Origin of the sequence: Meiothermus sp., from assembly GCF_037443965.1 — a bacterium.
Lineage (GTDB): Bacteria > Deinococcota > Deinococci > Deinococcales > Thermaceae > Meiothermus.
Map to the genome: position 1 here is coordinate 17,749 of NZ_JBBINI010000007.1, position 23,132 is coordinate 40,880.

Below are 23,132 nucleotides of genomic sequence, written 5' to 3' on the forward strand. Positions count from 1 at the left end.
CTCGAGGTAAGCCCAAACGCGTGGGAAAGGCCCGCCGCGCTCAGGCCGGGCGACGCCACCAGCGCTGGTGGTGCCACTTGTAGCTGCGGGGGGTGCGGGGTCGCATCTGCCCAAAGGGTAGCAAGCCCGGGGGCTTCCGTCAAGGTTGCAAAGAGCGCTTTCTGCAAGCAGGTCTGGGTGTTAGAGTAGGTGCGCGATGGAACTTTACGAACACTATCTCGATTCACTCGCCAAAGTGGCCGTGCACGTGGGGCTGGGCCTCCAGGAGGGCCAGGAGCTGCTGATTACCGCCCCCATCGAGGCCGTACCGCTGGTGCGGAAAATCACCGAGTATGCCTACAAGGCCGGGAGCCCCCTGGTCAGCGTGCTCTACGACGACGACGACGCCCACCTGCTGCGCTTCCAGCACGCCCCCGAGGCCTCCTTCGACAAAGCACCCCGGTGGCTCTATAACGGCATGGCCGAGGCCTTTCAGGCTGGAGCAGCCCGCCTGCACATCGCTGGCAGCGACCCCAACCTGCTGGGGGGCCAGCCCCCCGAGAAGGTGGCCCGGGCCAACCGGGCCCGCTCCCTGGCCTACCGGCGGGTCATGGAGCTCATCACCACCCACCACATCAACTGGAGCATTGTGGCCTACCCGCAACCGGCCTGGGCCCGCGCGGTGTTTCCCGGACTGCCCGAACAAGAGGCCGTCCGACAGTTATGGGAGGCTATTTTCAAGGCCTCGAGGCTCGATACACCCGACCCCGTGGCCGCCTGGAAAGCCCACAACCAACGCCTGGCCGAGCGCGTGGCCTACCTGAACCAGAAGCGCTACCACGCCCTGCACTTCAAAGGCCCCGGCACCGACCTGTTGGTGGGTCTGGCCGAGGATCACCTCTGGGCCGGTGGGGCTGTTCAGGCCAAAAACGGCGTGGTCTGCAACCCCAACATCCCCACCGAGGAGGTCTTCACCGCACCCCACAAAGACCGCATCGAGGGTGTGGTGCGCAGCACCAAGCCGCTTTCTTATCTGGGGAGTCTGCTCGAGGAGATCGAGGTGCGCTTTGAAAAGGGCCGCGTGGTGGAGGCCACCGCCAAAAGCGGGGCCGACGTGCTGAACCGGGTGCTGCAAACCGACGAAGGAGCCCGCAGCCTGGGTGAGGTGGCCCTGGTGCCGCACGCCTCCCCCATCTCGCAAAGCGGTCTGCTGTTTTACAACACCCTCTTCGACGAGAACGCCGCCAGCCACATCGCCCTGGGCCAGGCCTACAGCGAGTGCATCCAGGGCGGCAGCCAGCTAAGCCCCGAAGAGCTCGAGGCCAAAGGGGCCAACCGCAGCCTCATTCACATTGACTGGATGATCGGCTCGAGCGAGATGGACGTGGACGGCATTACCGCCTCGGGGCAGGCCGAGCCGCTCATGCGCGGCGGGGAATGGGTTTGAATTGCGGGTTGGTGCCGGGAATGGGACTCGAACCCACACGCCCTTGCGGGCAACGGATTTTAAGTCCGTAGCGTCTACCATTCCGCCATCCCGGCAGGCACAAGCTCTAGTTTATCTCCTAAGCGCGTTTTGACCAACTGGGGTTTTGGTCGAGTCAGGAACCCGTGCACGCCAGAACCGCGGCTAGTCTCCTGGCGGTGGCTATGCCGCTTTTCAAGGAGACCCCCAGCGGCTTACGGCCAATCTTCCTAACCCAAATCGCTTCCTGGTTTTATCGAGCGTATAGGCGGCCGAGCCCATTAGGTTGCGGAACTGCCACCAGATGTTCCCGCGCTCGAGGGCAGCCAGTCATACGCATTCCGGCAGTATCGTTCACTTTTGAAAGTCTAAACGATACTGCCGAAATGCTTTTCTACTCCCTTCGGTCGGCTTGAATCCTTCACCTTTGACTACGCATGGCGGTGAAGGATTCAAGCGGAAACGGTATCAGTACGGCTTCGCGCCGTTTGCTGTGGTGTGGGACAATTGGCACTGACAACGCTCTTCTTCCCGGCGTAAAACTACCTTAGAGCTAGGTTTGCTTTACGCCGCGTTTTATCGGCCACACCGGGGGTCAACCGTGCATGAACTGGGTTTGGTGCAGCGCATCCTCGAGATCGCCGAGGCGTATGCCCGTCGTGAAGGGGCCCGCGCCATCCGCCTGATTGGTCTCAAAGTGGGCGCTCTGAGCGGGGTGGAGAAATCGGCCCTCGAGTTCGTTTTCGAGGCCGCCAAACAAGGCACGCTGGCCGAAAAGGCCCGTCTGGCGGTGAACTGGGTGCCGCCGGTGTCGTTTTGCAAAGGGTGCAATGTAGAATTTGAGGTAGATAACCCATTTGGCATCGCCCTGTGCCCGCTCTGCAACGAACCCAGCGCCACGCTGCGGCAGGGGCAGGAGTTGGAAGTGGAATACCTGGAAGTGGTCTGAGGGAGGCAGCATGGCCGAGGTCAAGGAAATCGCAATCGGATTATCGGTGCTGGCTGAGAATGCCGAGGAACGCGGGCGGCGCATCCACGTTGAAAAAGGCCTGATGGACCTCAATAACCAGTACGCCGCTGACAACCGCAAGCGCCTAGGGGCCGCCAAGGTCAAGGCCCTGAACGTGCTTTCTTCACCAGGGTCGGGCAAGACCACGCTGCTCTCGCGCACGCTGCTGGAACTAGGAGACGAACTGAAGATGGCAGTGATCGTGGGCGACCTCGCCACCGATAACGATGCCCAGCGCTTGCGAGTGGGCGGGGCCACGGCGGTGCAGATTCAGACCGGAACCTTCTGCCACCTCGAGGCCGTCATGGTCGCGCGGGCCCTCGAGGCCCTGAATCTCGAAGCACTGGACCTGCTCTTCATCGAAAACGTGGGGAACCTGGTCTGCCCAGCCGCCTACGACCTGGGCGAGAACGCCAAAGTGGTGCTCTTCTCCACGACCGAGGGCGAGGATAAACCGCTCAAATACCCCCGCATCTTCAAGGAAGCCAGCCTGGTTCTCGTCACCAAGTGCGACGTGGCCGAGGTGCTGGGCTTCGACCGCAGCCTGGCCCTGGAGAACCTGCGCCTGGTAACACCCCAGGCCAGGGTGCTGGAGGTCTCGGCCAAAAGTGGGGCGGGCATGCAAGACTGGTATCGGTATCTGTTCGAGCTGTTGGGGCGGGGTGTGCCATAGCCCGTCAGCCACGCTAGGACAGCAGAAAACCCTGCATAAACCCTCGAGCCCCAGTTGCTCAACACCTGTCCTTCCCGCGATGGAGGCGAACTCCCCAACCGTGCCCAACCCGGCTTCCCGGCAAACTACGCGAAATGCCGGGGTTACTCGCCTGACGTTGCATCTTTTACGCATTTCCGGATACCTGCAAGCCCGAGCCCGACCAACGATATGAACCATTCAACCAGCCCTCTCCAGCCGGAGACCCTGCGCTTGCGGGTGCGCGGCGTGGTGCAGGGCGTGGGGTTTCGCCCGTTTATTTTTCGGCTGGCCCAACAGTTGGGGTTATCGGGTTGGGTGCGCAACGACCTCGAGGGCGTACTGATCGAGGCCGCGGGCCCGCCCGAGGTGCTGGCCCAGTTTGTCCGGGCCATCCGCGAGGAAGCCCCTCCCGCCGCCAGGATCGAGCACATCGAGGTATTGCAGCAGCGCACCGGAAGCTTGCCCGAAGGTTTCGCCATTCTGGAGAGCGAGGCCAGCGGTTCTATCACCACCCTGATCTCCCCCGACCTGACCCTCTGCCCCGACTGCTTGCGCGAGTTGTTCGACCCCAGCAACCGCCGCTACCGCTACCCCTTCATCAACTGCACCCACTGCGGCCCGCGCTACTCCATCATCGAGCAACTCCCCTACGACCGCCCCCACACCACCATGCGGGCCTTTGCGATGTGCGCCGACTGCGCCCGCGAGTACCACGACCCCCTCGACCGGCGCTTTCACGCCCAGCCCATCGCCTGCCCGGTGTGTGGCCCTGTGGTTCACCTTTGGGATGCGCAGTTACAACCCGTTGCTTCACAATACCCGGCCATCGTGCAAGCAGCCCTGCTTTTGCGGGAGGGCCAGATTCTGGCCATCAAGGGGCTGGGTGGCTATCATTTGGCCTGCGATGCCACCCACGCCGGGGCCGTAGAGCGCTTGCGCACCCGCAAGAAGCGCCGCTTCAAGCCGCTGGCTCTGATGGCCCGCGACCTCGAGGCCCTTCAGGGTTACGTGGAGCTAGACGGTGCTGCTCAGCAACTATTGCAGAGCCTCGAGCGCCCCATCGTGCTGCTGCCCAAAGGCCCCGTGCCGCTCCCCGAATCGCTGGCGCCCGGCAGCCCCGACCTGGGGGTGATGCTACCCTACACACCCCTGCAACACCTGCTTTTTGCCGAGGGCGCCCCGCCCCTCCTGGTCATGACCAGCGCCAACCGCTCGGGTGAGCCGATGGTCTACCGCGACGAGGACCTCGGCAGGCTGTCCGGGCTGGCCGACTATTACCTGGTAGGCGAGCGTCCCATCGCCCGCCGGGTAGACGACTCGATTGCTGCCCTGGCCGACGAAAAGCCCTTCCTGTTGCGGCGCGCTCGAGGCTTTGCACCCGCCCCGGTCCTGCAGTCCGAGCACTTTACAAATCCGGTTCTGGCCCTTGGGGCCATGCTCAAAAACAGCATTGCCCTCTCAACTGGCGGCCTGGTCTTGGTCAGTCAGCACCTTGGCGATCTGGAAGAACTGGAAGCCCGCCTGGCCTTTCAGGAGACCATCCACGACCTAACCCAGATGTACCAGGTGAACCTGGATGAAACCCTGATTGTCCACGACCTACACCCCAACTACCCCTCGAGCCTTTATGCCGCCGAACTACCCGGCCCAAAGCTGGCAGTACAGCACCACCGGGCCCACATTGCCTCGGTGCTGGCCGAGCACCAGCTATGGCACAAGGAGGTGCTGGGTTTTGCCTTCGACGGGGCCGGACTCGGTGAGGATGGGGCCATCTGGGGGGGTGAGGTCATGCTCGGCTCGCTTCGAGGCGGGCTACAGCGTGTGGCCCATCTGCGCTATGCACCACTGCTGGGCGGAGACGCCGCCGCAGGGCTGCCGGCCCAGGCCGCAATCGGATTTCTGCGGGAGCTCTGCCACTGGGAGGTTTATCTGCCCCAGCGCACGGTTGAGCTTGGGCGCAAGATGCTGGAATCCAAGCTACCCATCGCCTCCACCAGCAGCATGGGCCGCTTGTTCGACACCGTAGCCGCACTGCTGGGCTTCCACACGCACCAAGACTTCGAGGGGCAGGCCGCCATGTGGCTCGAGCGCCTCGCCCGCAGGGTTAGGCACGAGTCCCAAGCGCGTTATTCGCTGGAAATCCGCCCCGCTAAGCTCCTCGAGTGGGACTACCGCCCGCTGCTCGAGGCCGTTCTGGCCGATCTTCGAGCCGGGCTACCCAAAGAACAAATAGCCTGGCACTTTCACCTTGCACTGGCTACAGGAGTGGCCCAAATGGCCCTGCACATCCGCGAGCAACACGGCCCACAAGCTGTAGCCCTCTCGGGTGGGGTGTGGCAAAACCGTTTTCTGCACAACCTAACCCTTTCCGCATTGCGCGCTTTGGGCTTTGAGGTGTACTGGAACAAGACTGTACCCCCCGGCGACGGTGGAATTGCCCTGGGGCAGTTGGCGCTGGCCCTGGATTACGCCTGAGGAGGACTTTATTCCCTACCAAAAGGCATTCGCCAGTGATACAAATACTCCAACCCACTCATGTGGGCATCCCCATAACGCTTGTGGGTTCCCCTCCCTAACCCACAAGCGTTTATTCATGCTCACGTTTCAATCCTCATACCGTTTCCGCTTGAATCCTTCACCGTTGGACGGAGTCAAAGGTGAAGGATTCAAGCCGACCGAAGGGAGTAGAAAAGCATTTCGGTAGTATCGTTTAGGCTTGCCGAAGTGAACGATACTGCCGAAATGCGTATCACTCGAGCTTCGGCTCGAGTGAGGATTAAACCCAGCCTACTCTTCGTCGCTGGACTCCTCGGGTTCTGCCTCTTTGCGCGGCTTGAGCAGGGGAAACAGAATCACATCGCGGATGCTTTCCTGGTTGGTCAGAATCATGGTCAGCCGGTCTATGCCCAGGCCCATACCGGCGGCGGGGGGCATACCGTACTCGAGGGCCAGCAAGAAGTCTTCGTCAATTTCGGGTTCCTCGTCGTCGCCGGCCTCGCGGCGGGCCGCCTGCTCCTCGAAGCGGGCGCGCTGGTCGAGGGCGTCGTTGAGTTCGGAGTAGATGGGGGAAATCTCGAAACCGGCCACAAACAGGTCGGCGCGCTCGGTGAGGTTGGCCTTACTGGGGTCGCGGTGGCGCTTGACCAGTGGGCTAATGGCCAGTGGAACGTCTACCACGTAGGTGGGGTTGATCAGGGTGTGTTCCACATAATGGCCAAAGAGTTTGTCCAGGAGCTTGTAGCTGGGCACCGCCCGCAGCTCGGGATGATGCGCGTCGGCCCAGGCCCGCAGGCGTTCTAAGTCGGTGGGGTCGAAGTCCAGCCCGGCTCGCTCTTTGAGGGTGGTGACAAAATCTATGCGCTTGAAGGGCTTGGCAAAGTCTATCAGGTGTTCACCGTACTGCACCTGGGTGCTACCGTGCAGGTGCAGCACCAGCCCCGAGAGCAGGTCTTCGATCAGGGCCATCATGTCGTTGTAGTCGGCATAGGCCCAGTAGGCTTCCAGCATGGTGAACTCGGGGTTGTGCTTGACCGAGATGCCCTCGTTGCGGTAGTTACGGCCAATCTCGAAGACCTTCTCGAAGCCGCCTACGAGCAGGCGCTTGAGGTGCAGCTCGAGGGCGATACGCAGGTTGAACTCGTGGTCGAGGGCGTTGTGGAAGGTTTTGAAGGGCTTAGCCTCGGTGCCGCCGGCAATGGCCTGGAGGGTGGGGCCTTCAACCTCCAGGAACCCCTGGCGGTCGAAGTAGTCGCGGATGTAGCGCACCAGGCGGCTGCGGGTGCGGAAAACTTCGCGTACCTCGGGGTTTTGGATCAGGTCGAGGTAGCGTTGGCGGTAGCGGGTCTCGATGTCCTTGATACCGTGCCACTTGTCGGGCAAAGGGTGCAGTGACTTGACCAGGGGCACGAACTCCTTGACCTTAACGGTAATTTCGCCGGTCTTGGTGGTGAAAACCGTGCCCTCGATGCCCACAATGTCGCCAATGTCGAGCTTCTTGATCAGGTCGTAGTGCTCGGTAAGGTCGCGGGCTAAGTAGAGCTGAATCCGGCCCGAAGCGTCTTGTACATGGGCAAAGCTGGCCTTGCCCATGTGGCGGAAGGTCATGATGCGGCCCGCGATCCGCACCGTTTCATGGGGCCATTCTTCTTGCGGCCCGGCACTGGCATGGGCCTGCAAAATCTCTGCTGCGTCGTGGGTCTTGGGGTAGCGGTAGGGGAACCGCTCGAATCCAGCCTCGACCAGGGCTTCGCGGTTGGCTAGGCGTTGTTGGGTCTGTTCGCTGTATTCAGGCATAGGTGTGTCCAGAGCCGAGCGCCTTACGACGTTCCCAGCTAGCGTCTAGAGTCTAGGGGCGAGGGCGGCTTGATGCAAGGGTAGCAGGCCAGGGCCGGTGAGCAAAAGAACGTTTTGACTCGCCGCTTTCAGCGATCCGGTGTCGGTCCGGGAACTGGATTGCAGTGCAGTGCTTTACGTTGAGTTTGCATTCGTGGATTATAAAAAGAGCGCCGAAAGCGGACGGCGCTCGAGGTTCGACCACCTGATAGGCTAGTGCTTCACTGTCTCAACTTTGAACTCTTTTTTGCCCTTGGGGGTCTCGAGCATCACCTTGGCCCCCACTTTCTGACCCAACAGGGCCTTGCCCAAGGGGCTCTCGTCGGAGATTTTCATGGGGCGCTCCAGGACGCTGGCCTCGGCCGGGGCCACCACCTGCACCTCCATATGGTCGCCTTCCTTGGATTTCAGGCTCACAATGGCCCCCAGGCTGACCACGTTCACCTTGTTGCCCTCCTCTTCCATGATCTCGGCACGGGAAAGGGTGTCGGTGAGGGAGTCTATGCGGGCCTCGATGCGGGCCTTCTCGCGCTTGGCGTCTTCTAGGCCGGAGTCGTCGTAGTCGTCGGAGGACTCCATAAGCTCTTGTAAAATACGCGTGGCATCCTGTAGCCGGGCTCGTTCTTGCTCGAGCTCGGCCACCAGACGTTCATATCCCGATTTGGTGAGTTTAACTTCGCGTGCCATCCAGCCTCCTGAAACCTAAAACCTATTTTCTTGCGGCGCTAAACGCTAACGATGCTGCGCCATTGTTCTGAGATTCATATGAGACCAGTTGCCGGCTCAAGGAAGAGGCCCGGCGCACCCTCTGCCGAGCCTGGTTTCGACCATCCCCTAGAGATCCCCTTCGGGACAGCGGCTTCGCCGTCGTGCCTCCACCAGCCAACTGCTCAGGGCAGTATACCCCTTAAGAGGATTTCCCTCAAACGCCCCGGCCGGGCCGCCCCCGAACAACTGTTGGTGTCACGGCACAGGGCCACATAGCGAAAGTGACGCTCGTTTTCACCCACGCCAAAGCGGAAGAACTGTGCCGCCGTGCGGGAAACATGGCGCAAACATGCCTCGCAGATGATGGGGGTGGTGCTCGAGGAGCGTTCCAGCGGCTCTAAGACAAGATGGAGTGGGCTTTCTTCTATATGCACCCGCCCCAGATGATCCCGGTAATAAAGCACTTCCCCCGGAGGCAACAGCTCCGGGGAAGTGCCAGGGAACAGCTCTAAGATCAGTTCCCGCTCTTCGAAGACTTTCTCCCTCATGTTGGTAGTAGCTTACCACGATACCCAAACCGAAGTGCTCGGCGCACTTTATTCTCTCGTTTGGCAGGCCCGCATGTGAAAACTGTAGCGAGACCTTCTTTTCCTCTTCTTTGCCCGGCCTAATATTTCACACGTATGAAGTTTGCATTGGACGAAACGTTGGACGAGTTGTGGCAGTTGTCCACCCATTTGGTGTGGCAGATGCGGCTCGACCAGCAAAGAGCCTTCGCCGGTCTGGGCGTCTCGCCCATGCAAGCCTTCGCGCTGATGTGCGTCTCGGAGGGGATTGACCAGCCGTCGGGTCTAGCCTTCGTGATGGATGCCTCGCCACCGGGGGTTTCGCAGCTTCTGGCGGGCCTCGAGGAGCGGGGGCTGGTTCGGCGCGAACTGGACGCCAACAACAAGCGCAAGGTGCGTATTCTGCTAACCGAAGAAGGGAAGCATTTTTTGGTGCAGATGCGCAAGAACTGGAGGGAAGTTTCGCGTGAACGCTATGCCCGGCTCAGCCCCGAGGAGATCACCATGTTGACCCAGAGCTATCGCAAGCTCACCGAGCCGACCCCCCTGGAAAAAGACCCACAGCCTTCCGAACAGGCGGTGAACCATGAATAAGGGCCCGGGCGTAAAGCACAGGGCGCTCGCGGCCAAGTGGATTGTCTGGACAATGCTCCTCGGATTGCATGGTCTGGGATTGGCCCAGGGCTTTTTTGCACCGCTGGAGAACCATCCCTCACTGGTACAGGCCCGCCTGGGTCTGGAAGCAGCCCAGGCTCAGCTGCGGGCTACTCTGAGCCCGGTGAGCCTGCAAGCGCAAGGAGGGCTTTCTTTTTTCGAGGTTACGCCGCCCCCCGGCGCACCTACCTGCCCCAACCCCCTCAACCCGCAGTGCATTAACCTACCCTCTGATGGGCGGCAGGTCAGCCTGGGCCTCACCTTTACCCCGTTCCCCTTTGGCGATGTATCGGACGCGGCCAACCAGGCTGCCCTGGCGGTCGAACAGGCTGCCCTGGGCTTGCGCCAGGCCCGCACCCAGCTCGAGGCCCAGGCGGTAGAGGCCGCCTTGCGGGTACGCTTGGCCGAGTCGGGGCTGGAAGTAGCCCGCCTGGGCCAGCGGCTGGCCCAGGCCAACCTCGAGGCCACCAAGGTTCGAGAGGGCCGAGGTGCCGCCAGCCCCAGCGAGGTGCGCCAGGCCGAGGCCAGCCTGCGGCAGGCTGCCCTTCAGCAGACCGATGCCGAGCGCAACTTGGTGCTGGCGCGGCAGAGTCTGGCCGATCTGGTTGGGTCCAGCAGCGCGATCCCGCCCCGCCTAACAATCCCAGCGCAGGGCACCCCCCCACCGGTACGGCAGGCCGAACTCCAGCTTGCGGGCGCCCAGATTGGCTTCGACCGAACCCTGCGAGGGGTCTTGCCGGTGGTGCAAGGCAGCTACACCCGCAACACCTCCGACAACGATTCGCTGACCCTCTCGATCAACTCCCGTACCCTGCAGCCCAGCCTCAGCTACACCAACCAGTCCCAGGGCCGCAGTGCGCCCCAGGATCGCATCGTCGGAACGCTCACCATTGGCCTCTCGGCCAACATCGCCTTTGGGGTGGTGGATGCGCTTGAGGCCGCCCAAAAACAAGTGGATGCGGCCCGTCAAGCCGTAGAGGCGGCCCGTCGCAGCAGCAAGCTGCAAGAGGATCTGTTGCGCGCCTCGTTGCAAACCGCCGAACAGAGTTTGGCCAATGCTCAGAAGGTACAAAGCGATGCCGAGCGCGCCCTTGGCGAAGCCCGCGAACGCGAACGGCTGGGTCTGGTGAGCCCCCTCGCCACCCTGCAAGCCGAGTTGAGCCTAGCCCAGGCCCGCCTGGGTCTGCTTCAGGCAGAGCTGAGCCGAACCCAACGCCTGTTAGACCTATACCGCTTCTTTGCCCTACCCCTCAGTGAGGTGAACCCATGAGACTGGCTGTACCCATATTTCTGACCCTGCTGACCCTGGCTCAAGCACAAAACTTAAACCTAGAAGCAGCCCTTGCCAAGGCCTCGGAACAAGCCCCGGTAGTGGCAGCCAAAGCCGAGCTCGACGATGCCAAGGCCAACCTCACACGGGTGCTGGCCGATCCCCTGCTGACCCGTCCCACCCAGGTTCAGGCCGAGCAAAGAGCGGCCCTTGCGCAGGCCAACTTCGACCGGGCCGTAATCCAGGCCCAGAACAGCATCGTGGGAGCCTATACCCAGGTGCTCGAGGCCCAGGTTCAGGTGCGCCTGGCCCAAAAGGCCCTCGAGATCGCTACCCGCGGCCTGGAAATCGCCCAGATTCGCCAGCGCAACGGCTCCGGCACCGCCCTGGACGTTCGCAACGCCCAGAACCGCCTAGACGACGCCCGCAGCAACGCCACCCGGGCCGAAAACGGCCTGGCCCTGGCCCTGGCCTCATTGCGCAGCCTAGTGGGTGCGTTCAGTGCGGTAGCCGCTCTACCCAACCCTCCAGCCCTGCCCGAAGCCAGCACGGTGCGTGAACTGCTGGGCAAGAACCCCGATGTGCTCCAGGCCCGGCAACGCGGCGAACTGGCCAGCCTCCAGGTCGAGTTGCTCGACCCCAGCTATGCGGCCCGGGCCGATATTGACGCGGCCCGCTCGAGGGCCGATCAAGCCAGCGCAGGAGCCAGGGAAATCGAACGGGGCCTAGGCCTGCAATATGATTCGCTGTATCAAAACCTCCAGGCCGCCTCCCGTGCGCTGGGTATTCAGCAAGCCGCCCTCGCCAATGCCCGCGAAACCTTAGCCAACGACAAGAAGCGGCTGGATGCCGGTTTGATTAGCGCAGTGGCCTATCTGCAAACCGAGCTTTCTTTTATTCAAGCCGAGCTAGCTGCCCAACAAGCCCAGGGCAACTACTGGCGGGCCTACTACAGCCTATTGGCAGGAGGTCGTTGATGCAGGGTGCCTGGTTCTCTTATAAAACCTGGGTCTGGCTGGGTCTGATCGCTCTGGTGCTGGCAGGGTGTGGCCCCCGTCGGCCCGCCCAGAGCGAAACCCCGGCCCCCTCGGCGGCAGAAGCCGCTGCGGCCCGCAGCATCAAGGTACGGGTGGTTCAGACCCAGAGCGGTGCCCTGACCACCACCCGCACCACCGGCGCAACCCTCTCTCCGACCCGCGAAAGCCAGGTGGGGGCTACCGCTTCGGGTAAGGTGTTGGAAGTATTGGTGCGCGAAGGCAGCCGGGTGGCCCAGGGCCAGGTGGTCTTGCGGCTCGACCCGGTGAATGCTCGCTCGGCCCTGAGCAACGCCCAACTGGCTCTGCAACAAGCCCAGGTAAACCTCGCTCGAGCCCAGCGCTCCACCTCGGGTTCACTCGCGCCCTTGCAGTCCAGCCTCGAGTCGGCCCAGGCCAACCTCCAGGTGGCCGAGCGGCGCTACCGCGAAGGAAAGCAACTGTTCCAGGCCGGGGCCATCGCGCAGGTGGAGTTGACCAGCCTCGAGGCCGCCTACGACCAGGCCAAGGCTGCCGCCGACAACGCCCGCGAAAACCTGGCCCGCAACCAGCGCGCTTCCACCGAAGACCTAGCCCTGCTGCGCTTACAGGTACAACAAGCCCAAAACCAACTGGCCCAGGCCCAGCGGGCAGTGGCCGATACCGAAGTTAAGGCACCCTTTGCGGGCGTGGTCGCAGAGGTCTTCCTCAACCCGGGCGAGTTTGTGGCTGCCGGACAACGGGCCTTCCGCTTGGCCGATACCACCCGCCTCGAGGCGGACTTCCGACTGCCGCCAGAAGATGCTGCCGCCTTGCCGCTGGGCAGCCGGATTACCCTGCTCTACGGGGGGCAGAACTACCCGGCCACCATCACCCGCAGTACCAAGGTTCCCGGTACCGACCGCCTGGTCGAACTGACGGCCCAGGTTGAAGGCACCCTACCACCGGGCGCAAGCGCTCAGGTCAGCTACACCCTGACTCTGGCCCGGGGCACCCTGATCACGTCTGGCGCCTTGCAAACCGAAGGCCGCACCACTTATGTGTATGCGGTACAGGATGGCAAAGCCGTTCGCACACCGGTGCAGGTGCTGGCCGACACCGGCGCCCGCGCTGCCGTCGAGGGCCTCCCGGCGGGTGTCCAGGTAGTATTCCCCGTGCCGGCAAGCCTCAACAATGGCGATGCCCTCGAGGTGGTGCAGTGAGCTGGTTTCGCGCAAGGGGTTGGAGGGTCGGAATTAGCATGCAGCTCCGGTCTGCCCTATTTAGCCTTGGTCAGGAGGGGGTATGAGCAACCCAGATCGTCCTAGCAGCCCGCCACAACTCGACCCCCGCAAACCCGAGAACCCCGCCATCAAGTTCTTTGTCGAGCGCTTCGTCTTCTCGACCGCCGCTTTTCTGGCCCTGGTACTCTTTGGCCTGATTGCTGGCAGCCGGGTGGGGGTAGATCTGCTGCCCCGCTTCGAGATTCCGGTGGTGGCTGTCACCACCGCCTACCCAGGCGCTGGCCCCGAAGAGGTCGAGACCCAGATCAGCCGCCGCATCGAAGATTCGGTTTCGACCCTCTCGGGCATTGATCAGATCGCTTCGATCTCGGGCGAGGGTTTTTCGCAGGTCATCGTCTCGTTCGACTTTGGCGAGGATATCAACCGTGTGGCCACCGATGTATCGCAGCGGGTCGCCGCGGTGCGCGGGCAGCTTCCCCGCGACGCCCAGGCTCCAGTCGTTCAACGTTTCGACCCCGCAGCCGCGCCGATTCTGTTTATCGCACTGTCAGCTGATGGACGCGATCTGCGCGAGGTTGCCCGCTACGCCGAGGATGTGCTCAAACCCCAGCTTCAACTGGTTTCGGGGGTCGCGGATGTGCAGATTCAAGGGGCCCCCAGCCGAGAGGTGCAGGTTTTGCTCGAGCCCTACCGGTTGGCTTCTTACAACCTCTCGCCTGGACAGGTGGTCGGGGCCATCCAGGCTTCGGCTCTGGCGGTTCCAGCAGGAACCCAGTCCACCGATGGGCAGCGCTTGCTCTTTACCCTGCGCAACACCCCCACCACCCCCGAGCAGATCGCCAGCATCCTGGTAGACCCTTCACGGGGTATCGAGGTGCGTGATGTGGCCATCGTGCGCGATGGCCAAGCTAACCCCACCCGCCTGACCCGGCTCGACGGCGAAGCTGTAATCCCCATTGCGATCCGTAAAACCCCCGACTCCAACTCGGTTGCGGTGGCTCAAGGCGTCAAGCGCACCCTGGCCAATGCCCGGCTACCCCAGGGCTACCAAACCCGCATCGTGGGTGACAACACCACTTTTATCGAAAACACCGTCAACGATACTTTCCGCGAGGTGTTGTTGGTAGCCGCCATCGTCTCCTTCATCACCCTGATCTTCCTGGGCAAGCTCAACTCGGTCTTCAGCGTGGTGGTGGCAATTCCCATCACCTTGGCCGGTGCACTGATCGTATTCGGGTTGCTTGGCTTCACCTTCAACATCATCAGCTTGCTGGCTATCATTGTGGCAGTGGGCATCGTGGTAGACGACTCGATTGTGTTGTCAGAGAACATCGAGCGCTTCCGCCGTATGGGCTACCCCACCAAGGAAGCCGTGCTCAAAGGTTCCACCGAGGTACTTTCTGCGGTCTCGGCAGCCACACTGTCTCTGATGGCGGTCTTTTTGCCCATCAGCTTTCTGCCCGGCATTATCGGGGAGTTTTTCCGCCAGTTTGGCATCGTGCTCGCTGCCGCCATTGCCGTGAGCTGGCTGGAAGCTTTGTTCTTCCTGACGGTTCGTTTGACCTACTTCCCCGACCCCGAACCCCCTACCTGGCCTCAGCTGGGTCGGCGGGCTGCGGGTATCGGTCAGGATTTTCGCTGGGGTCTGCGGCTGCACATCTACCAGCAACCAGGCCTCAGCCTGGGGCGGCGTATTTTCAACATCCTCATCACCCCCCTAACCCTGGCGCTGGCTCCCCTGCGCTGGCTGGCTTCGGTATTGGTGGGGCTGGCCGGTGCCATCACCGGCAGCCTGCATAACATCTCGGAGGGTATCTTTTTGGCCTTGCGAGAAACCTATGCCCGCACCCTATCAGCAGCCCTCAAGCGCAGTTGGCTGGTGCTGCTGGTGGGGCTGGGTTTCTTCCTGAGCATCGGTTTTGTAGCTCCGCGTATCCCCTTCAACTTCACCGCCGAAAACGACAACGGCCAGATTGATATTGACCTCACCCTGCCCAAAGGGACGGCGCTTTCCCAGACCGATGCCCTCAGCCGCCGGCTGGAAATCTGGCTGGACAGCCGCCCCGAAGTAGAGGCTGTATTCAATACTGTTGGAAGCTCGCAAAACGCCTTGGGGGCAGGCAACCCCGAGCGAGCACGGATCGTGGTGGAGCTGGTGCCCAAGGACGAACGCGAAAACGTCTATGATCTACTACCCATCTACCGTGAAGCCCTGCAAAAGCTGGTGGCCGACAGACCTGAGGCCGACCTGCGGGTCACCGTACCGGAGGGTGGGCCGGGGGGTGCTGCCGACCTTCAGTTCACCATGACCGCCCCGACCCCGCAGTTGCTGGCCGAGAAGAACCAACTGGCCTTGCAAGTCATGCGCAACTTGCCCTACTTGATTGATGTCCGAAGCAGTCTGGAAGAGACCGCCAGTGAGCGGGTGCTGGTGCCCAGTGCCGCCAAGCTCCAGGGTACCGGCCTGACCCCAGGCGATCTGGCCCAAACCCTGCGCATCTACAACGCGGGGGTTGAGGCCGGCAACATGCGCAGCGGTGGTGACGACATCCCCATCGTGGTCAAGGCCGACCCCCGCTTTGTCTCCGACCAGACCAGCCTGCTCTCGCTACCGGTGGCTGCACCGGCTCTGCGAAGCTCACTGCCCATCGGCTCGCTGGGGCAGTTCGAGAACCGCCAGACCCCTGCCCAATTGGCCCGCACCAATCAGGCTTTTTCCACCGGAATCACCGCCAACCGGGCTCCAGGCTCGGAGATTGGCACCTTCCAGCTTTCCAACCTGGTGCGGCAGGAACTCGAGAAAGCTGGGGTCTTTACCGATGGGGTACGCTTCGAAACCCAGGGTTCCACCGCCTTTGTGGGTGACCTGGCCCGTAGCGCACCGATCGCTTTTGGACTGGCCTTGCTGCTCAACTTTTTGGTAATTGCCAGCCAGTTCAATACCTTCCGTTACCCCCTTTACTTACTCCTTCCGGTGCCTTTGGCGCTGGTGGGGGCTTTCTGGTTCCTGTTTTTCTTCCGCAGTGGCTTGGATGTGATTTCCGTATTGGGGGTGGTGATTCTAATTGGGCTGGTCACCAAGAATGCCATTCTACTCCTAGACTTCGCGGTTCGCCAAGCTCAGGAAAAACCCCTCTACGACGCCTTGGTCGAGGCGGCTCGGCTGCGCTTGCGCCCCATCCTGATGACCACCCTCACGGTGCTGATGATCTCGATACCCCTCATCACCGCCAGCGGCGAGGGCTCGGAGTTCCGCCGCCCACTGGGCATCATCATTCTGGGCGGGGTCTCGGTCTCGATGTTGCTGACTTTGTTCGTGGTACCCGCCGCTTTCTATCAGTTTGAACGCCGGCGCTACGAGAAAATGCGGCAGCAAAGACAAGGCCAGGTCAGCGCAGCCCCGGCGGTGGGCGACTAGGGCAGTCGGCGTGGAGAGGTCAGCAAATAATGAAGAAATGTTTATCACTGTAACCAGCCCGGTATACATGGGGGTATTGCGCCTTGTGAGGATGCAATTTAAAGAACTCACTATGGCGCAGCTAACCCCCTTCCCCTACTCCTTACGACCGTTCTATGAATAAGTACAGAGTCTTCTGGCTGATTTTCTTCGGTGGATTGCTGCTCTTTGCCGGAGCCATGGTCTGGTATACCCAGCGAGCACTCACTCCCTACCCACCCAGCCAAGCAGCACTGCGGGCATTGGAATCGAGCACCGACCTCGAGGTTCGAGCCACTGCCTATGGCTGGGTTTTTATCCCTCAGGGAGCGGTCAAGGGCGGGTTAGCTTTTTATCCAGGGGGGTTGGTGGAGCCCCAAGCCTACGCCCCAGTATTGCGGCAAATCGCGGCCAGCGGCTACCGTGTAGCCCTGCTGCGGGTACGCTTCAACCTGGCCGTTACCGAGCAGGGTAAAGCCCGACAGGCCATCGCCGAGGCCCCCACGCTCCCGTGGGCAGTGGGGGGGCATAGCTTGGGCGGAGTGGTGGCCTCCAACTTTGCCCAGAGCAACCCGGAGGTCAGGGCGCTGGTTATGTGGGCCGCGTATCCCCAGAACGACCTCTCGGCCAAGAACCTGCCCACCCTGGCCCTGTACGGCGAAAAGGATGGGGTGATTCGGCAGGAGCAACTTGCAGCTAGTCAGGGCAAGTTCCCCCAAGGAACCTCCCGCCAGACCATCGCCGGTCTCAACCACGCCGGTTTTGGAGCTTATGGCCCGCAGCGCGGTGACAACCTTGCCACCATCTCCCCCGAAGCAGGCTGGGACGAGATCGCCCGCAGAACCCTGGCCTTCCTGGATCAAGCACTGACCAGGCCTTGAGCGCTATCGCGTTTCCCCCCATTACGGCGCATCGCAAAAAAAGCTGTACAGCGTATTCGTGGGAACCGCTCTATTGCTGTCCAAACCTGCGCCCGGCGATAAAGCGATCCACCCATTGGTCGGGCAAAAAGCGGGCCAATAGGGCTCCCGCCTTTGCATCCCGTCCGATCAAATAGCGGGTTTTAGGGCGGGTTGCCGACAGGGCTTGCTCCACGACCCTGGCCACCTCGTCGGGGTGCAAACCTCGGCCCTCCTGACCCCGAATATAGTTCAGGATTCCCTCGATGGCGCGGCCATAGAACCGGGTGGCTTCCGGCGAAAGGCGCGCTTTGAGTTCCTCGCCCCAAGCCACCCCTTTGCTCCAGATGGGCGTCTGGATGTTGCCGGGCTCGAGGATCGAAACTTCAATGGCCCACGGTTTCAACTCACGTCGTAATGCATCTCCGATGGCTTCCAGAGCGAATTTCGATGCGGCATAGGGGCCCATCATGGGAGCCGCTACCCGCCCGCTGATGGAACTCATCAAGACCACCCGGCCTTTGGCCGGGCGAAGCAAGGGCAGAAAAGCCTGGGTGACGGCGACCTGTCCAATCACATTGACCTCGAGCACCCGCCTCAGCTCCTCCAGGGGAAGGAACTCCAGCGGCCCGGCTACCGCAATCCCCGCGTTGTTCACCAGGCCGTCCAGTTGGGGCGTCTGGGTGAGGATAAACTGGGCAGCTTCGCGGATAGAGACCTCATCAACCACATCCAGCAAAACCGGCGTGAGACGGCCTTTCGACTTTTCCCGGAGGGACTCTGCATCTGAATCTTTGCGAACGCCGGCAAATACCCGGTAACCTTTGTCCTGCAACCACAAGGCACAGGCTTCGCCAATGCCGGTAGATGCGCCGGTGATCAGAACAGTTTTCAAGGCTCCATCCTTTCCAGCACCACCATTGCCAAGGCATGGCTCTTCTCATGCGACAGCGCGAGGTGGGTTTTGAGGTGACCCGCTTGCATCTCTGCCGCGATGCGGGGTGCAAAGCGCAGCAGGGGTTTGCGGTCTTGCATCTCCACCCAGACCTCGAGCCAGCCAAAAGACTCCGGCCAGCACTTCTGAAAGGCTTCCTTGGCGGCAAAACGAACCGCCAGCGAGGGCAACGGGTCAGCCTTGCCCAGGCAGTATTCGATCTCTGCCGGGCTAAAGTGCCGCTGCAAAAAACGCGCAGGATGCTTCTCCCAGACCGCCCGAAGGCGCTTCAACTCGACAAGGTCGGTTCCAATTGCCACAATAGCCATCGGTTAGCATTGTAAGCGCTGTGCTACCTAAGGCCTTTCTAAACCGTATGTCGCAACTGCTGGGGGCGGAATTCCCTCTGTTTTTACAAGCCCTCACCTCTGCCGACCGCAGCTATGGCCTGCGGGTGAACACGCTTAAGTTGAGTCCAGAACAACTTCAGCAAATTAGCCCTTGGGCTTTGGAGCCCATTCCCTGGTCGCCCGAGGGTTTTTATTACCCTGCCGAGGCCCGACCCGGGCCGCATCCGTACTACTATGCTGGCTTGTACTACATCCAGGAACCCTCGGCCCAGGCTGTTGCAGTGCTGGCCGACCCCAGGCCGGGGGAGAGGGTCTTGGATTTGGCTGCCTCACCTGGGGGTAAAACCACCCACCTGGCGGCACGGATGCAGGGCCAAGGACTGCTGATTTCCAACGAGATTGATGGTGGGCGGATTCGCGGCCTGCTGGAAAACATTGAGCGTTGGGGAGCCAATCTGGCGGTGGTTTCAGCTTCCATCGAGAAACTGGCCCGTCAGTGGGGCGCTTACTTTGATCGGGTGGTGCTGGATGCGCCCTGCTCGGGCGAGGGGATGTTTCGCAAAGATCCTGAGGTGGTGCGCCACTGGGGGCCTGGAGCACCGGCTCGCGCTGCTCACGTACAAAAGGGCCTGATCCGGGCTGCAGGCGATCTGGTGCGCCCAGGTGGTATTCTGGTCTATTCCACTTGTACCTTTGCACCGGAGGAGAATGAGCAGATTATTGCTGAGTTCTTGCGCAATCCTGGTTGGGAGCTCGAGGAGGCCCGCATCTCCCCCCTTTTCGCCCCTGGAGTTCCGGCCTGGGGCGACGGCAACCCCGCCCTAACCCGAACGGCCCGCCTGTGGCCACACAAACTACGCGGAGAAGGGCATTTTCTGGCGAGGCTGCGCAAACTCGAGGGCGAGGAAAACCATCCCTCTCAGGAGCGTGTGCCCCCCCTGTCCCGTGAGGTTCGCGCACTGTGGCAGGCCTGGAGCGAGGCGCATTTACAGGCGGCGATAGAGGGTGAAATCCTCGAGCGTTCCGGCCACCTCTACCTACTCCCCTCTGGGCTGCCCAGCCTCGCAGGCATCAAAGCGCCAGCACCTGGGCTCTATCTGGGCGAAGTGCGGGTAAGCCAGCGTAAGGACTCGGGACGTTTCTTGCCGGCAAAGCCCCTGGCACACTACCTGAAACCCAACCAGGTCAGCAACAAGCTGGCTTTGCCAACAGACGACCCCAGGACAATGTCATTTGCCCTGGGTCAGCCCGTTCAGACCGAGGGCCCGGAGGGCTGGGTACTGGTTGGGCTCCAGACTGCCATAGGGGAGTATAGCCTGGGCTGGGGCAGGCTCAAGGGTGGGGTTTTGCGCCCAGGCAGAATAGGGTTGTAAATGCCAGGGGGAGCCGTCAATCCTCCGCCTATTCCTCACCCCTGCGCTTACTCTTCTTCGGCCTCGAGCTTCTTCAGAAGTTCCTTGAGCTGGGTCTTCTGCTGGCCTTCCTCCAACCCATCGGCCAGTTTTTCGATAGCCAAGCGAACTACCTCCGACTTGGAGACCAGTTGCTCGGGGCTGGAAAGCTCGTAGGCCAGCTTGGTCAGGAGCGCATCCTGATCGTCGCTGATAACCACCTGCAAACGCTTTTTCTCCTTTTTGGGCATAGATACTTTGCGGCTGCACGAGTATGGTGAGGAAGTAATACTCGTATGTGTTTCTGACTAAACTTTAGCATGTTACATCTGCGCTTGACAATATGGTTCTAACTTACTATGCTCATGGTGAGTATTGTGTGTAACTTGTGCAAAGATACCCGCCAGGAACCAGGAGATGACTTCTAGTATGGATCGAACCCTAACTATTCGTGGTGGAATCCCGTTAAGCGGTGAGCTTCGTATTTTCCCAGCCAAAAATTCGGCGCTCAAGCTCATGACCGCCAGCATCCTTACGGCGGAACCCATAACCCTGACCGAAGTGCCCCGCCTGCGCGATATTGACGTTTTGTTAGAACTCCTGGGTCACATCGGCACCCGCCACGCCTGGGAAGGCCGCACCCTCCACCTCCACACCCCTGAAATCCTCTCCACCCACGCCCCTTTCGAACTGGTCAGCAAGATGCGGGCCAGCTTCAACGTGCTGGGGGCTTTGGCTGCACGGGCCGGCGAAGGCACCGTACCCCTGCCGGGCGGCTGCAATTTCGCCGAGCGACCGGTAGACCAGCACATCAAGGCCCTGCGGGGCCTGGGTTTTGAGGTTACCACCGAGATTACCGACCTCGGTGTGGCCTACACCGCCCGCCGGCATAAGCCCGCCTCGGGCCGGGTGGTCTACGACCTTCCCACCCTGGGGGGCACCGAGCAAGCCCTGATGGCCGCGGCCCTGGGTGGCGAAGCCGTTCTGGTGAATACCCCTCAGGAACCCGAAATTGTGGACTTGTGCAATTTCCTCACCATGATGGGGGCCGAGATCAAAGGTATCGGCAGCAGCATCCTGCACATCAAGGGCAAGCCCAGCCTGCGCGGAGGGCGCTATAGCGTCATACCCGACCGCATCGAGGCCGGAACCTATCTGTTTGCTGTGGCCGCCACCAGGGGCTCGATTACCTTGAGCAACGTCGAACCCTTCCACATGGATGCGGTCTTGGACAAGTTGATCCAGTCGGGCCACACCATTACCACCGGCAAGGATTGGGTTCGCCTGGAAGCCACCCCTACCCCACAGCCTTTCAACATCGAAGCCCGCGAGTATCCCGGCTTCATTACCGATTTGCAGCCCCCCGCTGCAGCCTATCTGACTACCGTGCATGGTACCTCGCTGGTCTCGGATCGTATCTACCCCGACCGCTTCACCCATGCCAGTGAGCTGGCCCGTATGGGGGCCGAAGTGACCCTGAAAGAGCGCACCCTGATGATTCAGGGCCGCCAACTGACCGGCGCAGCAGTGGAGGCTCGCGATATTCGCGCAGGGGGGGGCTTGATTATCGCTGCCCTGGCTGCCGAAGGCGAGAGCCACATTGCGGGTATGCAGTACATCGAGCGTGGTTACGACGATATCGAAAACCGCCTGCGAAGCCTGGGGGCTCAGGTCGGCGTGCAGCTACCCGAGCTGGCTTTGGCTGCAGACTGGTCTGCACGCTAGCTGGCCTAAAGGCATATGCGGCCCCGGGTGCTGTTGCCCATCTGAGTATGGCCCGGATAAAGGATCAAACCGGCAAAGGTTTAGCGGTTTGGACGTTTGACGTTTGGCTTCGGAAAGCCTACACTCAGGTGCTATGGATTTAGACACCCTAAAACATCGGCTCGAGGCCCTTCGGGGGTATCTTTGACATCGCCGGCAAGGAAGCCCGCCTAAGCGAACTCGAGCAACAAATCGGCGACCCCACGCTCTGGAACGATCCAGCCAATGCCCGCAAGATTTCGCAAGAATCGGCCCGATTGCGCAAGGTAGTGGAGAGCTATAAGCGCTTGGAGTCCGATCTTCAGGGGCTTTTGGAGCTTTGGCCGGAGATGAGCGCCCTCGAGCGGGAGCAGATGCAGCCCGAACTTGAGGCAGCTGGACGGGAGCTCGAAGAGCTCTACCACCAGACCCTACTCTCCTTCCCCTACGCCGAGAACGCCGCCATTGTGACCATCAAGCCCGGCGCGGGCGGTACCGAAGCCTGCGACTGGGCCAACATGCTCTACCGCATGTATACCCGCTTTGCCGAGCGCCACGGCTTTACTCTGGAGCTGATTGACCTCGAGCCCGGCGCCGAAGCAGGTATTGATTATGCGCAGTTCATCGTTCGGGGTGAAAACGCCTTCGGGCTGATCTCCCCCGAAGCGGGTGTACACCGCCTGGTACGGCCCTCCCCATTCAATGCCCAAGGCAAGCGCCAGACCAGCTTTGCAGCTTTGGAAGTGATGCCAGAAGTAGACGAATCGGTGGACATCCAGATTGCCCCCGAGGATTTGCGCATTGATGTGATGCGCTCCCAGGGCAAAGGAGGCCAGGGAGTCAATACCACCGACTCGGCAGTGCGAGTAGTGCACATGCCCACAGGCATCATCGTCAAGTGCCAGGTCACCCGCAGCCAGCAGAAAAACAAAGAGATAGCCATGAATATCCTGCGCTCCAAGCTCTTCGAGATCGAATACAAGAAGAAGCAAGAAGAGCTGGCCCGGCTGCGCGGAGAGGCCCGCCCCATCGAGTGGGGAAGCCAGATCAGGAGCTATGTGCTGGACAAGCAATACATCAAAGACCATCGCACCGGGGAAATGCGCCACGACCCCGAAAACGTACTGGATGGCGACCTGGAAAATCTGATCTGGGCTGGACTGGAATGGAAGGCCGGGCGGCGGGAAACCGTGGCCAGCGCCGACGAGGAGTAGGCCGGGTCTGTGGAGCCTTGGTGCGTTTGGCCCCGAACCCAGCCATCCGCGCAGCAGCGAACAATATTCTTACTTGTAAGGGGACCCGCCAGGCTTCGGTGTGGCGCAACGCATCGAGAAGCTCGGGGCGCATCTCCCTTCGCCCTTCGAATCGTCCACCGTCGTATGGTCGCAAACCAACCCGATCAAAAGGGAATGCCCCAAGGTTAAAAAAAACTGGGAGTGCCCCGGAGTTCAAAACGGCATCCGCAC

The 23,132-nt window shown here is 61.4% G+C and carries 19 protein-coding genes and 1 tRNA gene; 13 read left to right on the forward strand and 7 right to left on the reverse strand.

Annotated features, from left to right (window positions below; genetic code table 11):
* Positions 1 to 196 precede the first annotated feature (196 nt).
* Positions 197 to 1,426 carry an aminopeptidase gene (locus WKI89_RS05605; RefSeq protein ID WP_337868191.1) on the forward strand — a complete coding sequence of 410 codons (1,230 nt, stop codon included), beginning with the start codon at positions 197 to 199 and terminating at the stop codon, positions 1,424 to 1,426.
* A gap of 9 nt (positions 1,427 to 1,435) precedes the next feature.
* Here the strand turns inward: WKI89_RS05605 and WKI89_RS05610 are convergent.
* A tRNA-Leu gene (locus WKI89_RS05610) sits at positions 1,436 to 1,521 on the reverse strand.
* Positions 1,522 to 2,045: 524 nt separating this feature from the next.
* Between WKI89_RS05610 and hypA the strand changes: the two genes are divergently transcribed.
* The 3 genes from hypA to hypF all read left to right on the forward strand — a co-directional run bounded on the left by hypA (position 2,046) and on the right by hypF (position 5,622).
* On the forward strand, positions 2,046 to 2,393 hold the full coding sequence (gene hypA, locus WKI89_RS05615; protein ID WP_337868192.1) for a hydrogenase maturation nickel metallochaperone HypA: 348 nt from the start codon (positions 2,046 to 2,048) through the stop codon (positions 2,391 to 2,393).
* Positions 2,394 to 2,403: 10 nt separating this feature from the next.
* Entirely contained in the window at positions 2,404 to 3,126 is a 723-nt protein-coding gene (hypB, locus tag WKI89_RS05620) for a hydrogenase nickel incorporation protein HypB (RefSeq protein ID WP_337868193.1), read from the forward strand.
* A 210-nt stretch (positions 3,127 to 3,336) separates the two neighbouring features.
* Positions 3,337 to 5,622 carry a carbamoyltransferase HypF gene (hypF, locus tag WKI89_RS05625; protein WP_337868194.1) on the forward strand — a complete coding sequence of 762 codons (2,286 nt, stop codon included), beginning with the start codon at positions 3,337 to 3,339 and terminating at the stop codon, positions 5,620 to 5,622.
* A gap of 312 nt (positions 5,623 to 5,934) precedes the next feature.
* Here hypF and lysS read toward each other — a convergent pair whose 3' ends face one another.
* The 3 genes from lysS to WKI89_RS05640 all read right to left on the reverse strand — a co-directional run bounded on the left by lysS (position 5,935) and on the right by WKI89_RS05640 (position 8,735).
* Complete coding sequence (gene lysS / locus WKI89_RS05630; protein WP_337868195.1) at positions 5,935 to 7,440, reverse strand: lysine--tRNA ligase; 1,506 nt, start codon at positions 7,438 to 7,440, stop codon at positions 5,935 to 5,937.
* A 252-nt stretch (positions 7,441 to 7,692) separates the two neighbouring features.
* Positions 7,693 to 8,166, reverse strand: coding sequence for a GreA/GreB family elongation factor (locus tag WKI89_RS05635; protein ID WP_337868196.1), 474 nt, complete (start codon positions 8,164 to 8,166; stop codon positions 7,693 to 7,695).
* 203 nt (positions 8,167 to 8,369) lie between these two features.
* A complete protein-coding gene (locus WKI89_RS05640; protein ID WP_337868197.1) occupies positions 8,370 to 8,735 on the reverse strand; it encodes a hypothetical protein in 366 nt (121 codons plus the stop codon).
* A 135-nt stretch (positions 8,736 to 8,870) separates the two neighbouring features.
* On the opposite strand from WKI89_RS05640, the gene WKI89_RS05645 reads away from it, so the two are divergent.
* The 6 genes from WKI89_RS05645 (at position 8,871) to WKI89_RS05670 (ending at position 17,230) form a co-directional block, all read left to right on the forward strand.
* Positions 8,871 to 9,347, forward strand: coding sequence for a MarR family transcriptional regulator (locus WKI89_RS05645; RefSeq protein WP_337868198.1), 477 nt, complete (start codon positions 8,871 to 8,873; stop codon positions 9,345 to 9,347).
* The gene (locus tag WKI89_RS05650) at positions 9,340 to 10,677 is read left to right on the forward strand and encodes a TolC family protein (protein ID WP_337868199.1); all 1,338 of its coding nucleotides are present in this window, start codon (positions 9,340 to 9,342) and stop codon (positions 10,675 to 10,677) included. The genes WKI89_RS05645 and WKI89_RS05650 overlap by 8 nt, the downstream gene beginning before the upstream one ends.
* On the forward strand, positions 10,674 to 11,654 hold the full coding sequence (locus WKI89_RS05655) for a TolC family protein (protein WP_337868200.1): 981 nt from the start codon (positions 10,674 to 10,676) through the stop codon (positions 11,652 to 11,654). The genes WKI89_RS05650 and WKI89_RS05655 overlap by 4 nt, the downstream gene beginning before the upstream one ends.
* Positions 11,654 to 12,892, forward strand: coding sequence for an HlyD family efflux transporter periplasmic adaptor subunit (locus WKI89_RS05660; RefSeq protein ID WP_337868201.1), 1,239 nt, complete (start codon positions 11,654 to 11,656; stop codon positions 12,890 to 12,892). The genes WKI89_RS05655 and WKI89_RS05660 overlap by 1 nt, the downstream gene beginning before the upstream one ends.
* Positions 12,893 to 12,974: 82 nt before the next feature.
* Positions 12,975 to 16,331, forward strand: a complete 3,357-nt coding sequence (locus WKI89_RS05665) for an efflux RND transporter permease subunit (RefSeq protein ID WP_337868202.1) — start codon at positions 12,975 to 12,977, stop codon at positions 16,329 to 16,331.
* A 155-nt stretch (positions 16,332 to 16,486) separates the two neighbouring features.
* The gene (locus WKI89_RS05670) at positions 16,487 to 17,230 is read left to right on the forward strand and encodes an alpha/beta hydrolase (protein WP_337868203.1); all 744 of its coding nucleotides are present in this window, start codon (positions 16,487 to 16,489) and stop codon (positions 17,228 to 17,230) included.
* Between the two features lie 70 nt (positions 17,231 to 17,300).
* Here the strand turns inward: WKI89_RS05670 and WKI89_RS05675 are convergent, their stop codons facing one another.
* Both WKI89_RS05675 and acpS read right to left on the reverse strand, forming a co-directional pair.
* Positions 17,301 to 18,143, reverse strand: a complete 843-nt coding sequence (locus WKI89_RS05675) for an SDR family oxidoreductase (RefSeq protein ID WP_337868204.1) — start codon at positions 18,141 to 18,143, stop codon at positions 17,301 to 17,303.
* Entirely contained in the window at positions 18,140 to 18,511 is a 372-nt protein-coding gene (acpS, locus tag WKI89_RS05680; protein ID WP_337868205.1) for a holo-ACP synthase, read from the reverse strand. The genes WKI89_RS05675 and acpS overlap by 4 nt, the downstream gene beginning before the upstream one ends.
* A gap of 20 nt (positions 18,512 to 18,531) precedes the next feature.
* On the opposite strand from acpS, the gene rsmF reads away from it, so the two are divergent.
* Positions 18,532 to 19,905: a 16S rRNA (cytosine(1407)-C(5))-methyltransferase RsmF gene (rsmF, locus tag WKI89_RS05685; RefSeq protein ID WP_337868206.1), complete on the forward strand. Its 1,374-nt coding sequence runs from the start codon at positions 18,532 to 18,534 to the stop codon at positions 19,903 to 19,905.
* A 47-nt stretch (positions 19,906 to 19,952) separates the two neighbouring features.
* Here rsmF and WKI89_RS05690 read toward each other — a convergent pair whose 3' ends face one another.
* On the reverse strand, positions 19,953 to 20,174 hold the full coding sequence (locus WKI89_RS05690) for a transcriptional regulator (RefSeq protein WP_337868207.1): 222 nt from the start codon (positions 20,172 to 20,174) through the stop codon (positions 19,953 to 19,955).
* A 178-nt stretch (positions 20,175 to 20,352) separates the two neighbouring features.
* On the opposite strand from WKI89_RS05690, the gene murA reads away from it, so the two are divergent.
* On the forward strand, positions 20,353 to 21,648 hold the full coding sequence (gene murA, locus WKI89_RS05695; protein WP_337868208.1) for a UDP-N-acetylglucosamine 1-carboxyvinyltransferase: 1,296 nt from the start codon (positions 20,353 to 20,355) through the stop codon (positions 21,646 to 21,648).
* Between the two features lie 133 nt (positions 21,649 to 21,781).
* Positions 21,782 to 22,880 (forward strand): peptide chain release factor 2 gene (gene prfB / locus WKI89_RS05700; protein ID WP_337868209.1). Its coding sequence is split into 2 segments (ribosomal slippage): positions 21,782 to 21,832 and positions 21,834 to 22,880, totalling 1,098 coding nucleotides; the frame shifts between segments, so codons are not numbered across the junction.
* Positions 22,881 to 23,132 lie beyond the last annotated feature (252 nt).